The sequence below is a fragment of the Thalassobius vesicularis genome, assembly GCF_004799325.1.
Taxonomy (GTDB): Bacteria; Pseudomonadota; Alphaproteobacteria; order Rhodobacterales; family Rhodobacteraceae; genus Thalassobius; species Thalassobius vesicularis.
Genome location: NZ_SSMD01000010.1, coordinates 85,426 through 98,227, shown reverse-complemented (window position 1 = coordinate 98,227; position 12,802 = coordinate 85,426). Strand labels below are relative to the sequence as shown.

Here is a 12,802-nt window from a genome sequence, read left to right as displayed (position 1 = left end):
TTCGGTCAGATCCTCTCTTCCAGATCGGCGAGGATCTCTTCGGCGGAGGTGCCGTAGGGCCACGAGTCGGCGAAGCCCGCGTCGGGATCGAAGAGGAACAGATGCGACGTGTGGCCCATCGTGTAACCGTCCGGCGCCGCAGCCTCTTCGACGCGTTCGAAGAAGATCGGAAAGGTCTCGGATGTGGCGGCGATCTGTTCCGGCGTGCCGGTCAGCCCGATGATGCCCGCATCGAACAGCGGGACGTATTCGGCGAGTGCTGCGGGCGTGTCTCGTTCGGGGTCGATTGTTATGAAAATCGGCTGGACCTTGGCGACATCGTCGCCCAGACCGTCCATCACCGCCGCGACCTCGGATAGGGTCGTCGGGCAGACGTCGGGGCAGTTGGTAAAGCCGAAAAAAACCAGCATCCAGCGCCCCGCAAAGTCCTCCTCGGTTCGAACCATACCCTGGTGGTCCGTCAGTTCGAACTCAGCGAAAAAAGGCGGTTCGGCGTCGGTTCGGGCGCTATCGGCACGATAATCGGACCATAGCAAAAGCCATACGAAGGCAAGCGCTGCCACGCCTGCCAAAACCCAAAGAAACTTCTGTGCCGATGTAAGGGACAATCCTGTTCGCCTGATTTTGATTCTTATTGCCTGTGCGGATACATCCTCTAGCTGCTAGAGGTTCAAGCACGAAATCATGGTATGGCTTGAGCTCACGCGTCTGTGAATCCGACACTTGTTTATTCCGATGGCAAAACCTACATAAACTGTATCTTTTTCATGGAGGCGAAAATGCTCACGATCGGTACTCTGTCAAAGAAGACTGGCACAAAAGTGCAGACCATCCGGTACTACGAACAGATCGGACTCATGCCCGATCCTGGCAGGACCGGAGGCGGACAGAGGCGCTACGACAATGCACAGCTTGATCGACTGTCCTTCATCCGCCACTCGCGGCAACTCGGCTTCTCGCTCGATGCGATCCGCGAGCTGCTCGACCTCAGCGATCATCCCAATCGGCCCTGTGATGAAGCTGATGCCATCGCGCGTCGCCAGCTCAAACAGGTGGAGCAGCGCATGGCCCGCCTGAAGGCGCTGCGCACGGAACTGAAACGCATGGTTCACGAATGCAGCGGCGGGCGGACAGCGGATTGCCGGGTGCTGGAGGTATTGCGGGACCATTCTGAATGTCTGACCGAGCACGACGAGATTGGGGCCTGATTGGGCTCTGTTGCAATAAAGCCGTCTTCTGGCGCCGCGACAGCGTGCTGAAGTCGGGCACAGCCCAGTCCAGGCCGATCAGGCGCAGCAGGCTCTCGACGAACCCGGTTATATGGCGCAGGGCCATGCCGAACAGCACCTTCATCGTCAGGCAGGTCTGGATGGCGGCGTCGCTGTCGTCTGGCTGGCGCCCGCGCTTGCCGGTGGGCGCGGCTCCCCACATCATGGCGGGATCGAACCAGATCGTCAGCGAGCCCCGGCGCTTGAGCGCCTCGTTGTAGGCTGGCCAGTTCCGGGTCTTGTAGGTCGGGGGTATCGGTCTGCTCATGCAGCCCAGCTACCACGCTGGATTCACAAGATGAATCCCCTCAGACCATTTGTGCAACATGTGTAACCGCCCCATGCGCAAGAGGGGTTTTTCGGAGCTGGTTCTGGCGCGTCATTGGGTGCTGACATGTGTCCGGCCTCTGTTGCGGCCATGTATATGCCGCGGGCCCGTATGGTGTTTGCAGGTCGGGTCCAGATCAAAGCCGCGTGCTCGAAGGCACTCTGTTGCACCCTGGGTTTCCCGATCCCGTCTCACGACCGTTGCGCCAAACTTGTCCTTGCCCTCTTTCGCTCCGACGTCCTCGCGACCGACGACCGGCTTATGCCGCCGCGGCCGGAGACCGGTAGACGCCGCCCTTGGCCATCAAGGCCCAGACGATCCGCGCCATCTTGTTCGCGAGGGCCACTCGAACCAGAATCGGTGGCTTGCGCTTGAGCATCTCTCCCAGCCAAGTGCCGGGCTGGGCCGCGGCATGGACATGCCGTTCGATGATGACGCTGTTGGCTCCAATGATCAGCAGCCGTCTGAGGGATCGCTCACCCATCTTCGTCGTAGCCCCGAGCCTCTGCTTGCCGCCGGTGGAATGCTGTCTCGGCGTCAGGCCGAGCCACGCGGCGAAGTCGCGCGCCTTGCGGAATGTCTCCGGCGGCGGAGCCAAGACGGCGATGGCCGTGGCGATCAAGGGACCGATGCCGGGCACCGTCATCAACCGGCGCGCAATTTCGTTCTCTTTGGCACGCCGGGCGATCTCGGCATCAAGCTTGCTGATCTCCGTCTCCACATGGGTGAGGGCACCGACCAGAACCTTCAAGGTCGCGGTGGCATCGGCGGGCAATCCGCTTTCCAGGTCCTCCACGATGGAGATCAGCCGCGCGGTGTTGGCTGCGCCTTGCGGCACGGTCTGCCCGAACTCGCCCATATGGCTGCGCAGCGCGTTGATCATCTGCGTGCGCTGCCGGATCAGCAGCTCGCGGATCCGGAAGACCATCGCAGCCCCCTGTGTCTCTTCACTCTTCACAGGCACGAACCGCATCGTGGGACGCTGGGCAGCCTCGCAGATCGCCTCGGCATCGGCTGCGTCGTTCTTCTGCCGCTTGACGAACGGCTTGACATAGGCGGGCGGGATCAACCGCACCTCATGCCCGAGCTTCCCGATCTCGCGGCCCCAGAAGTGGGCGCCCCCACATGCTTCCATGGCAACGACGCAGGGTCGCAGCTGACTGAAGAAGGCCAGAACCTGATCCCGTCTCAGCTTCTTGCGCAGAACTACCCGCCCCGAAACATCAGCGCCATGCGCCTGAAACACATTCTTCGCAAGGTCGAGCCCGACCGTGGTAATCTCAAACATGACCGTCCTCCTATGTGGATCCTCGCAGACCCACCTTGGCACATCGATGCCGTCGGGGGGCGGTCACATCATCAGAGCCAGCGAACGCCCTTCTGACCGTCGCGCAGATCGCAGGCGGGATCGTTTCGGGCAGTCTCGCGCTGATCGCGGATGAGCTGCACAACTTCTCGGATATGGCGTCGCTGGTGATCGCTTTCGCAGCGCGCAAGATCGCGCGGAGGCCTGCGGACGAGCGGATGACCTTCGGATACGGCCGGATCGAGATTGTCGCGGCACTGATCAACTACACGACACTCATCCTCGTCGGCGTTTATCTGATCTACGAGGGCGGTATGCGCATTATCGATCCGCCCGAGATTCAGGGTTGGACCGTCGTGATCCTCGGCGGCGTGGCGCTCGTGGTCGACGCTCTGACTGCGGCGCTCACCTGGTCCATGCAGAAGGGCAGCGTGAACATCTGCGCGCTCTTCCTGCACAACCTCTCGGATGCGCTAGCCTCGGTCGCCGTGATCGTCGGCGGCACGCTGATCATTCTCTACGACCTGCGCTGGGTCGATCCCGCAACCACCATCGGAATCGCGCTGTACATACTGTATCTCGCACTGACCGAGATCGGCGGCCCGATCCGGACACTGATGCTGGGCAGCCCGCCGGATATCGACAACTCGGCCGTGATCGCCGCGATGCGGGACGTGGACGGCGTTACGGATGTCCACCGCGTGCACCTATGGCAGATGCAGGAACACGAGGCGGCGCTCGACTGCCACGTGGTCGTCGCCGAAGATGGATGGACGAGAATTGAGGCCATCAAGGGCAAGATCAAAGCACGACTGAGCGAACGCTTCGGCATCGCTCATTCCAGCCTCGAATTCGAGAATGAAAGGAACGCCCACACCAACGCCAACCTCTACGGTCACGGTAGTAATGGCCATGAATGATCAGGAGGACGAATTGACGGAAGAACGATATTATCTTGCACCTTCATACACTTAAGCGCAGGGCAGGCAGTGTCAGCTTGGTGGAGAGGGTTCGTTGCCAGACCCATCCCCTCCGCCATTTTTTCCGATGTTTTTTTCTTAACCTATTGATTGCTTAGGGTTATTGACTTGTCCGCCTGTTTGTGTGCGCCGAAATTGATTTTCAGGTTCACATTTTGGTTCACATTTTGTGCCACAAAATGATATCTGAGGAGGCGCTGCAACAGGAGCGCCAGCCGGCTATGAAACCCGTCAAACCTATCATGCGATCCGGTCATTATTACATCCGGCGTCGCGTGCCGAGTCGCTATGCGTCGGTCGAAGAGCGGACAATTGTGCAGCTGTGCTTGTTTACGGACAGCTATGAGCTGGCATGTCGCAAGTCAAAGGCTGACGGAGTCATTGTCGGTGCGGTAGGGATCACAGGCGACACGTCGGACAACGACGAAACCTGTGCGGTGACTGCTATCACCGCAGCAGGGTTCGTGGCCGATCCGGGCTGAAACGGCCTGAATGATTGCCCCCTGACAATTGGGTAATTGGGCGATCAGGGGGCAGGCAAATAGTCCAGATCCGGGCTTGGGGCCTAGCGATCAGGCGGCCATCTTCCTTGCGGGCGCCCCGTTCAGGTTGACCGGTTTCGGCGACAGCGGGTTCGTGGTGTCGGGCGTTGACTTGGTTCGGTAGGTTGCCTTGACCAAGGCGCGGAACACCCAAACGCTGGCTAGGATCGCAGCAACGGCTACCAGATCTGCGCCAGCCGATATCACCGCACCCACCGAGATGCCGCCCGTCAATGCCTGCCAGAGCGCGGAGATCGTCGCTGTGACGGCCAGCGGGAACAGACCCGTGAGCACCGACAGAAAGATCATGGCCAGCATCTCGCTGCGCATCGGGCTGTTGGGGCGGGCAAGGATGTTGCTGTAGTAGATCGCGCAGATCAGGCCCAGAGAGGCCAGGCTGGCGGCGATTGCGACGGTATTGTGCATGTCAGAAACCTTTCTGAAAGGGGGTGCGATGGCGCGTGTCGGACCGGCCCGTCGGCGCGGACTTGCGCCGGAGCTGACGTGGTGCTGACGGACGCGCGCGACCGCCAGGTGCCGGAAACGGATGAGGCCAGCCAGTTAGCCAGCACAAAAAGGTGATCACGATCCTGACCGGGATCACGATGGACAATGGGACGAACCGCCAGACGGGTGTCTTCACGATTGAGCCTCTGATGCCCCGCATGGCCGGGGGCACGACGACCGTCCGTCGAAGTGTGCAAGACGCGGGCGCGCAAGGCGGCCGTGGGTTGTCTGCGGCGGGCCCTAATGAAATCTGCATGCGCAAGCGCCGGTTCAATGGGGGGCGCGAAAAATATATTTTCACGGACGGGCTTGCCGGCTTTGCGGAAATTCCCATCTGAGACTGGCTCGGGTTACGATCTTGCGTCGGCCAAATGGCCGCCGTCTCTGACCGCCTCTGCGGGCGGGTCATTTCTGGAGCCGGATCTTGGATCTTGTGACGCTCGACTTTCTCGGCCAACCCCTTTGGAGTTGGATGCTTTTTCTGGTGATTGTTCTTGCTTTGCTGGTCTTCGACCTGGGCGTTCTGCACCGCAAATCCCATGAAATCGGTGTGCGGGAAAGTCTGGCCTTGTCGGCCTTTTACATCAGCATCGGACTGCTGTTTTCGGCCTGGATCTGGCAGTACATGGGCGAGCGCGCGGCGCTGTTGTACCTGACGGGCTTTGTCGTCGAAAAAAGCCTTGCGATGGACAACATCTTTGTCATCGCGATGATCTTTGGTTATTTCGGAGTGCCACGCGCCTATCAGCACCGGGTTCTGGTCTATGGCATTATCGGCGTCATCCTGCTGCGTGGCATCATGATCGGCGTCGGGGCGGCGGTCGTCGAACATTTCGAATGGGTATTGCTGATTTTTGCGGCCTTCCTGATCTTCACCGGTCTGAAAATGCTGCGCGACGGGGAAGCCGAGTATGACGTGGCGCATAACCCGGTCCTGCGCTTCATGCGGCAGCGTTTCCGTGTTACCGACGGCCTGCGCGGAGAGCGGTTCGTGGTGCGCCAACCGGTCTGCCGGGGCAAGGGCACGGCGCTGTTCGTCACGCCGTTGTTCCTGGCGCTGGTCATGGTCGAGCTGGCCGACGTGATCTTTGCGGTCGACTCGATCCCCGCGATTTTCGCGATTACGACCGACCCCTACATCGTCTTCACCTCGAATATTTTCGCCATTCTGGGCCTGCGCGCGCTGTATTTCGCTTTGTCCGCGATGATGCATCGCTTTGTGCACCTGAAGACCGCGGTCTCGCTGGTGCTGGTGTTCATCGGCGCCAAGGTGATCGGGGCGGAACTGTTGGGCATCGAAAAGGTGCCGGCGGTGATCTCTCTGGGGGTGACGGTGACGTTGCTGATCGGGGGCATCGCGCTGTCGCTGTGGCAGACGCGCAAAACCGGTGCGGTGGCGCCTGCCGCGGATGGACCGGTTCAGCCGAAATGACTGTCATGGCCAAATCTGTGCCGCTACTGAACCAAAGTCCGGGACGAAGATTATCCGCTGTACTGCGCGACCTGTCGACCGGGGATGGGACGCGGATATCGGTGGGGGAGATCGTCACAGCCCTGCGCGACCGCAGTTTCGCGCCGTTGATGGTGATTTTCGCGGCTCCGAACGTCCTTTTGTTTATCCCGGGGTCGTCGGTATTCACGGCGGTGCCGTTGATGCTTCTGGCGGTGCAGCTGATCCTGGGGCGGCCCGATGTGTGGTTGCCGCGCCTCATAGCCGACCGGGCCATCGAGCGCGCGTCGTTCGAGCGCATCGTCAGTGTCGCGGTGCCGTGGGTCGAACGTGTCGAACGACTGGCCAGGCCGCGCTGGTGGCCTGCCTCGTTCGTGTGGGCCGAACGGCTGGTCGGTGTCGCGACGCTGATCCTGGCCATCTTTCTGTTCCTGCCGATCCCCTTCGCGAATGGTCTGCCTGCGTTGTCTATCATCATGCTGGCCCTTGGTCTGAGCGAACGCGACGGGTTCTGGTTTGCCGGCGGGCTGGCACTTACTCTTATCTCAATCGCCATAGTCACCGGTCTGGTTTTTCTGGGCGGGTACGCGGTACTGGAACTTGTGTTGAAATGACAACTTCGCTGTTCGATGAGCTGCGCCCTGACGGCTCAACCCCTTCTGCGTCGGATAAACCAGGCTATCTGCGCACGGCCGGGCTGACCGTCGGTGCCGTCGGTGTGGTCTACGGGGATCTGGGCACCAGCCCGCTCTATGCCTTCCGCGAGGCGCTCAGGCCCGCCGCCAAGGACGGGCTGACGCAGGCCGAGGTGCTGGGGGTCGTCTCGCTGCTGCTGTGGGCGCTGATCCTGATCGTGGCGCTGAAATACGTGCTGTTCCTGCTGCGCGCCGACAACCGGGGCGAGGGCGGGATTCTGGCGCTTTTCGCGCTGGTGCAGTCGTTTCCGAAACGCTCTGGCATGGTGTTTTTGCTGGGGATTGCGGGGGCGGCGCTGTTCTTTGGGGATGCGATCATCACGCCCGCCATTTCGGTGCTTTCGGCCGTTGAGGGGCTGAAATTGATCACCCCGGTGTTCAAGCCGGTCGTGCTACCGATTTCGATTGCCATCCTCGTGGCCTTGTTCGTGGTTCAGCGGCGCGGGACCGGCAGTTTGGCGCGCTGGTTCGGGCCGATTACTGCGCTGTGGTTCGTTGCGATGGGCGTCGCAGGGGCCGTCCAGATCGCCGCCGCACCCGAGGTGCTGTCAGCGTTCAGCCCCACCTATGCGCTGAGCTTTCTGATCCATCACGGGCTGGTCGCCTTTATCGTGATGGGCGCGGTTTTCCTGGCCGTCACCGGGGCCGAGGCGCTTTATGCCGACCTTGGCCACTTTGGTCGTAGGCCCATCCAGATCGCCTGGTTTGTGGTGGTGTTCCCCGCGCTGGGGCTGAACTATCTGGGGCAGGGGGCGCTGGTTCTGACCAATCCCGCAGCGATTTCCGACCCGTTTTTCCTGCTGGTGCCGTCCTGGGCACTGCCCGGCATGGTGTTTCTGGCGACCTTGGCCACTGTGATCGCCAGCCAGGCCGTCATCACCGGCGCGTTCTCGATGACCCGGCAGGCGATCCAGCTGGGCCTGCTGCCGCGGTTTGAAATCCGGCATACGTCAGAGACCGAGACCGGCCAGATCTACCTGCCGGTGATCAACTTCCTGCTGCTGGCCGGTGTTCTGATCCTGGTGAACGAGTTCCAGACCTCCAGCGCGCTGGCCGCGGCCTATGGCATCGCGGTCAGCGGCACGATGATCGTGACCACGCTGCTGGCCTATCGCATGTTGCACCGGGTCTGGGGCTGGTATGCCCCGCTGGCCGCTGCCGTCATCCTGCCCTTCGTGGTGATCGAGACGGCGTTCTTTGCCGCCAACCTGTTGAAAGTGCCCGATGGCGGGTATGTGCCGCTGTTGCTGGGCGCAATCTTGGTCGTGATGATGTGGACATGGAGTGTCGGCACCAAGCAACTGTTCGATCGCAGCCACAGAGAGGCCGTGCCGCTGGACCAGTTCATTCCGCGGATCGAGAAGGGCTCGGCCCTGCGGACACCGGGTGTCGCGGTGTTTCTGACCAGCGACGCCAACGCGACTCCGCCCGCGCTGCTGCATAACCTCAAGCACAACGGCGTGCTGCACGAACACATCGTCATCGTGACCGTGGAAACCGCCGAGGAGCCCCACGTGCCCGACAGCGACCGCGCCCGCATCGAACATCTGAGCGACCGGTTCGAACGGGTGTGGCTGCGCTTTGGGTTCATGGAGACGCCCAACGTCAACCGTGCGCTGGTGGCGTGCCGGCGTCAGGGGCTGGATTTCGAGGGCATGAAGACCTCGTTCTTCCTAGGGCGGCGCAAGCTGGTGTCAAACCCCGACATCGGTATGCCGGGCTGGCAGGACCGCATCTTTATCCTGATGTCGCGCCTGGCTGCGGACCCCAGCGATTTCTATCACCTGCCGCGCGGTCGCGTGGTCGAGATGGGGGCGCAGGTGGCGGTGTGACACCCGCGCCATTGGTCGCGGCGGTCCGCCAGCGCAGGTTGATTTTCCGGCGAAGCAGTTGTTCAGGCGCTCACTTTTCCTGCGGCTGGACGGCCTCTTGCACCAAGGTCAGGCATAGCTGCGTGGCGACGGCCATGTCCTGAACCGACACCCATTCCAGCGGGCCGTGGATGTTCTGCATCCCGGTGAACAGGTTGGGTGTTGGCACGCCCAGTTCCGTCAGGCGCGACCCATCGGTGCCGCCGCGGATCGGGACCGAGACCGGCTCGATCCCGATCTTGCGACAGGCGTCGCGGGCCAGATCGACCGGGGTCATGTCCTTTTCCAGCCAATAGCGCATGTTGCGGTATTGCGGGCGGATCTCGCAGGTGATGGCCGCGCGCGGCTCGGTCGCCTGAACGGCGGCGCAGACCTGTCGCAGCAGCTCGCCCTTGGCCGCCAGCCCGTCACGCTCGAAATCGCGCAGTATCAGCTTGATCTTCATCTCGGAGGAGCCGCCGGTCATTTCGGTGGCGTGGATGAAGCCCTCGGTGCCGTCCGTGACCTCAGGCGTCATGGTCGCCTGCGGCAGGGTCTGGATGATTTTCGAGGCCAGATGGATCGCGTTCACCATCTTGTCCTTTGCCAGCCCCGGATGGATGGAGACACCGGTGATCCGGACTTCGGCGCCATCCGCCGAGAAGGTCTCGTACTCCAACTCCCCGACCGCGCCGCCGTCGAAGGTATAGGCGAAATCGGCCTTCAGATCCGCCGGAAGGGCCGGACCCACGCCGCGGCCGATTTCCTCGTCCGGGGTAAAGGCGATGCGGATCGGGCCGTGGGGGATTTCGGGATGCGCCAGCAAGTGCCGCGCCGCCGTCATGATGATCGCGACGCCCGCCTTGTCATCGGCGCCCAGCAGCGTGGTTCCAGAGGCGGTGATGATGTCATGCCCCTGTTTCTGTGCCAGATAGGGATATTCGGTCGGCGACAGAACCAGCGCCGGATCATCGGGATAGGTGATGTCGCCGCCGTTATAGCCACGGATCACACGCGGCTTCACCCCGGTTGCGTTGAACTGCGGGGCGGTGTCGACATGGGCCAGCAGGCCGATGGCCGGCCCTGCGGCGGTGGCCGGGATCGTTGCCAGCACGACGCCGTAGTCGGTCAGCTGAACATCCGCCGCGCCGATCTCGGTCAGCTCGGCCTGTAGCAGGCGCAGGATGTCGAACTGAATGTCGGTGCTGGGCGAGGAGGGGGCATCCTCGTCGCTCTGGCTGTCGATTGCTGCATAGCGGACCAGGCGGTCCTCCAGCTCGGAGTCAAATTTGTCTTGCATCGCGTCCCTGCCTTTCGGGCAAAGAGGAGCCGCCGCGCCCGCAAGAGTCAAGCCTGACTGCGGGGGACGCGGCGGTGCAATCGGTCAGCCGAACCCCGGGCGCGGGACGTGTGACATCAGTGTTTGCGACAGGCCGCCGTCGACGACGATCTCTTGCCCGTTGACATAGCTTGCCCCCGCGCTGGCCAGGTAGATCGCGGCGTTTGCGATATCCTCGGGGCGGCCGATGCGGCCCAGCGGCACGCAAGCCTCGCGTGCTTGTTTGACCATTTCGTCGGCGTAGAACGCTTGAGACATGGGCGTGACCACCAACCCCGGGCTGACGCAGTTCGAACGGATGCCCTTTGGCCCCCATTCAAACGCCAGTTGCCGCGACAGCATCGACACCGCCGCCTTGCCCGAGCTGTAGGCGCCCGAAAACGGTTGCGGCTGCGTCGCAGCGATCGAGGCGACATGCACGATGGCACCGCCGCCCTTGGCCATCATCTGCTGGCCAAAGCTTTGCGCGGCCAGCAGGCAACCGTTCAGGTTCACCTCCAGCATCCGTTGCCAGTCGCCCAAGGCCAGCATGTCCAGATGCCCGGGCCGCAGGATTCCGGCGTTGTTGATCAGAACGTCCGCACCGCCCCAGTCGGCGACCACTTGCCCTGCCTTGGCCACGCTGGCCGGGTTGGACACGTCGCATCCGATGCCCATCGCGCGCTCGGTCGAGCGGTCGGTTTCGCGTGCTGCGGCCTCGGCATCTGCCGGGTCGTAATCCAGCGCAACGACCCGCGCCCCGGCAGCGTGAAAGCCGCGCATGCAGGCACGCCCGATCCCGCCAGAGCCGCCCGTGATGACGACGATCTTGCCGTTCAGGCCCAGCCAGTCCATGCCCGCGCCGCTCATTTCACACCTGCCAGATGGCGGCCGGTGATGTAGCCGAATGTCATGGCCGGGCCCAAGGTGATGCCCGCGCCGGGGTAGTTCCCCCCCATGATCGAGGCACGGTCATTTCCCACGGCATAAAGCCCCGCGATGGGTTGGTTTTGCGCGTCCAGAACCTGCCCCTCGACCGTGGTTTCCAGCCCGTCGAACGTGCCCAGATCGCCCATGACGACCTTTACGGCATAGAACGGCCCCTCGGCCACCGGGCCGACGCAGGGGTTGGGTTTGTGCTCGGGATCGGCCAGATAACGGTTGAAAGCGGTTGAGCCCTTGTGGAACGCCGGGTCCTGTCCGTTCACCGCGTCCTTGTTGTAGGCGGCGATGGTGGCCTCCAGCCTGGCCGCGTCGATGCCGCAGGCGCGGGCCAGATCGGCGAGAGTCTTGCCGGATTTCAGGTAGCCATTGCGCAGATAGGTCCCCAGCGGCACCGGCGCGGGCTTGGCGAAACCCAACCCGTATTTGCGGATGGTGGGGCGATCGGCGATCAGCCAGCAGGCGGTCTCGGTCTGCCCATCGCAGGCGGCGATCAGGGCCGCGCCGACGTCGTGATAGCTTTCGCTTTCGTTGGTGAAGCGGCGACCGTTGGCCAGAACGGCGATGATACCGGGTTTGTAGCGGTCCAGCAGGTGCGGGAACGGCGTGTATTTGCCGCCGCCCGTGGGCACCTTGCTGACCGGCATCCAGGCCGATGTGGCCGCGAAATGCGTGTCGAACTTGCCGCCCACCGACTGGCCCAGCGTGATGCCGTCGCCGGTATTGGCGTCGGGCACCGGAGAAAAATGCTCGCCCCCTCGGGCCAGATGCGGGTAGGCGCGGCGGATACGCTCCAGATCCTGAGCAAAGCCACCGGCGGCCAGCACGACACCCTTGCGGGCGGTGATCGTGACGGGCTGGTCGTCCATCCGAACCCGTGCGCCCGTGATGCGACCGGCGTCGCTCAGCAGCTCTTCGGCGGGGGTGTCGGTGTGGATCGGGATGCCCAGATCAAAGCAGCTTTTGGCCAGCCGCGCGGCCAATGCGTTGCCCGAGGTAACCTTGGTGCCGCGTCCGTAGCGGGCGACCTCCAGGAAATGCGCCAGCAGCCGACGGGTCACATAAGTGAATGATTTAAGGGACTTGGTGGCGTTGAAGAAGTGTTTGATGTCGGCATTGGACGAGTTGAACATCATCCCCATGAACGTGATCGTCGCCAGTGGCGGTCGCAGGCGTTTCAGGTCCTTGCCCAGCACCGAGGTATCAAACGGCGCGGCCAGAACCGAGCGTCCGATTTCGACCCCGCCTGGCTGATCGGGGTGGTAATCGGGGTACAGCGTGGGGATGAATTTCACGGCCGTTTCGGCCTCGAAGAACTTCAGCATCTTGGGGCCAGCGTCCAGAAACGCCTCGACCGCATCGGCCTGATAGAAGTTGCCGGTCTCGGCCTTCATGTAGGTGATGGCCGCCTCGCGCGTGTCCTTGGCACCGCCATGCGCATTGCACGGGATCCACAGCACGCCGCCGGAAAAGGCCGTGGTGCCCCCGAAGACGGGCGCCTTTTCGACCACGATTACTTTCAGCCCGTGCTTGGCGGCCGTCACTGCCGTGGACAGCCCGCCCGCGCCCGAGCCGATCACCAGCACGTCGCATTCCATTTTCGCCGTCATTCGCTC

At 62.7% G+C, this 12,802-nt stretch carries 13 protein-coding genes and 1 pseudogene; 7 read left to right on the top strand and 7 right to left on the bottom strand.

Annotated features, from left to right (window positions below; translation table 11 throughout):
- Window positions 1-5: 5 nt before the first annotated feature.
- A complete protein-coding gene (locus E7681_RS16965) occupies window positions 6-572 on the bottom strand; it encodes an SCO family protein (RefSeq protein ID WP_136340449.1) in 567 nt (188 codons plus the stop codon).
- A 207-nt stretch (window positions 573-779) separates the two neighbouring features.
- Here E7681_RS16965 and E7681_RS16960 point away from each other — a divergent pair, with 207 nt between their 5' ends.
- Window positions 780-1,208 carry a MerR family transcriptional regulator gene (locus tag E7681_RS16960; RefSeq protein WP_136340496.1) on the top strand — a complete coding sequence of 143 codons (429 nt, stop codon included), beginning with the start codon at window positions 780-782 and terminating at the stop codon, window positions 1,206-1,208.
- Window positions 1,209-1,230: 22 nt separating this feature from the next.
- Here E7681_RS16960 and E7681_RS16955 read toward each other — a convergent pair.
- Window positions 1,231-1,536 (bottom strand): annotated as a pseudogene (locus tag E7681_RS16955) (transposase); the annotation flags it as partial.
- A 319-nt stretch (window positions 1,537-1,855) separates the two neighbouring features.
- On the bottom strand, window positions 1,856-2,884 hold the full coding sequence (locus E7681_RS16950) for an IS110 family RNA-guided transposase (protein WP_136340448.1): 1,029 nt from the start codon (window positions 2,882-2,884) through the stop codon (window positions 1,856-1,858).
- A gap of 35 nt (window positions 2,885-2,919) precedes the next feature.
- On the opposite strand from E7681_RS16950, the gene E7681_RS16945 reads away from it, so the two are divergent.
- Window positions 2,920-3,822, top strand: a complete 903-nt coding sequence (locus E7681_RS16945) for a cation diffusion facilitator family transporter (RefSeq protein WP_173507528.1) — start codon at window positions 2,920-2,922, stop codon at window positions 3,820-3,822.
- Window positions 3,823-4,103: 281 nt separating this feature from the next.
- On the top strand, window positions 4,104-4,364 hold the full coding sequence (locus E7681_RS19170) for a heme-binding protein (RefSeq protein ID WP_246032523.1): 261 nt from the start codon (window positions 4,104-4,106) through the stop codon (window positions 4,362-4,364).
- Between the two features lie 90 nt (window positions 4,365-4,454).
- Here E7681_RS19170 and E7681_RS16935 read toward each other — a convergent pair whose 3' ends face one another.
- On the bottom strand, window positions 4,455-4,850 hold the full coding sequence (locus tag E7681_RS16935; protein WP_136340446.1) for a hypothetical protein: 396 nt from the start codon (window positions 4,848-4,850) through the stop codon (window positions 4,455-4,457).
- Between the two features lie 152 nt (window positions 4,851-5,002).
- On the opposite strand from E7681_RS16935, the gene E7681_RS16930 reads away from it, so the two are divergent.
- The 4 genes from E7681_RS16930 (at window position 5,003) to E7681_RS16915 (ending at window position 8,908) form a co-directional block, all read left to right on the top strand.
- Window positions 5,003-5,269, top strand: coding sequence for a hypothetical protein (locus E7681_RS16930; protein ID WP_136340445.1), 267 nt, complete (start codon window positions 5,003-5,005; stop codon window positions 5,267-5,269).
- A gap of 95 nt (window positions 5,270-5,364) precedes the next feature.
- Window positions 5,365-6,363, top strand: a complete 999-nt coding sequence (locus E7681_RS16925; RefSeq protein ID WP_281277667.1) for a TerC family protein — start codon at window positions 5,365-5,367, stop codon at window positions 6,361-6,363.
- A complete protein-coding gene (locus E7681_RS16920) occupies window positions 6,360-6,995 on the top strand; it encodes an exopolysaccharide biosynthesis protein (protein WP_136340443.1) in 636 nt (211 codons plus the stop codon). The genes E7681_RS16925 and E7681_RS16920 overlap by 4 nt, the downstream gene beginning before the upstream one ends.
- Entirely contained in the window at window positions 6,992-8,908 is a 1,917-nt protein-coding gene (locus E7681_RS16915) for a potassium transporter Kup (protein ID WP_136340442.1), read from the top strand. The genes E7681_RS16920 and E7681_RS16915 overlap by 4 nt, the downstream gene beginning before the upstream one ends.
- A gap of 70 nt (window positions 8,909-8,978) precedes the next feature.
- Here the strand turns inward: E7681_RS16915 and pepT are convergent, their stop codons facing one another.
- From pepT to E7681_RS16900, 3 genes are all read right to left on the bottom strand, one after another.
- Complete coding sequence (gene pepT, locus E7681_RS16910) at window positions 8,979-10,226, bottom strand: peptidase T (RefSeq protein WP_136340441.1); 1,248 nt, start codon at window positions 10,224-10,226, stop codon at window positions 8,979-8,981.
- A gap of 84 nt (window positions 10,227-10,310) precedes the next feature.
- Complete coding sequence (locus E7681_RS16905) at window positions 10,311-11,114, bottom strand: SDR family NAD(P)-dependent oxidoreductase (RefSeq protein WP_246032521.1); 804 nt, start codon at window positions 11,112-11,114, stop codon at window positions 10,311-10,313.
- Window positions 11,111-12,796 (bottom strand): FAD-dependent oxidoreductase, encoded by a 1,686-nt coding sequence (locus E7681_RS16900; RefSeq protein ID WP_136340440.1) that lies wholly within the window; start codon window positions 12,794-12,796, stop codon window positions 11,111-11,113. Before E7681_RS16900 ends, E7681_RS16905 begins: the two co-directional genes overlap by 4 nt.
- Between the last annotated feature and the right edge of the window lie 6 nt (window positions 12,797-12,802).

What these genes read in the sequence shown, in the direction of transcription:
- E7681_RS16920 (WP_136340443.1), top strand. Translation starts at nt 6,360, where the DNA reads ATGACTGTCATGGCCAAATCTGTGCCGCTACTGAACCAAAGTCCGGGA.
- E7681_RS19170 (WP_246032523.1), top strand. Translation starts at nt 4,104, where the DNA reads ATGAAACCCGTCAAACCTATCATGCGATCCGGTCATTATTACATCCGG.
- E7681_RS16960 (WP_136340496.1), top strand. Translation starts at nt 780, where the DNA reads ATGCTCACGATCGGTACTCTGTCAAAGAAGACTGGCACAAAAGTGCAG.
- E7681_RS16915 (WP_136340442.1), top strand. Translation starts at nt 6,992, where the DNA reads ATGACAACTTCGCTGTTCGATGAGCTGCGCCCTGACGGCTCAACCCCT.
- E7681_RS16950 (WP_136340448.1), bottom strand. Translation starts at nt 2,884, where the DNA reads ATGTTTGAGATTACCACGGTCGGGCTCGACCTTGCGAAGAATGTGTTT.
- E7681_RS16905 (WP_246032521.1), bottom strand. Translation starts at nt 11,114, where the DNA reads ATGAGCGGCGCGGGCATGGACTGGCTGGGCCTGAACGGCAAGATCGTC.
- E7681_RS16900 (WP_136340440.1), bottom strand. Translation starts at nt 12,796, where the DNA reads ATGACGGCGAAAATGGAATGCGACGTGCTGGTGATCGGCTCGGGCGCG.
- E7681_RS16935 (WP_136340446.1), bottom strand. Translation starts at nt 4,850, where the DNA reads ATGCACAATACCGTCGCAATCGCCGCCAGCCTGGCCTCTCTGGGCCTG.
- pepT (WP_136340441.1), bottom strand. Translation starts at nt 10,226, where the DNA reads ATGCAAGACAAATTTGACTCCGAGCTGGAGGACCGCCTGGTCCGCTAT.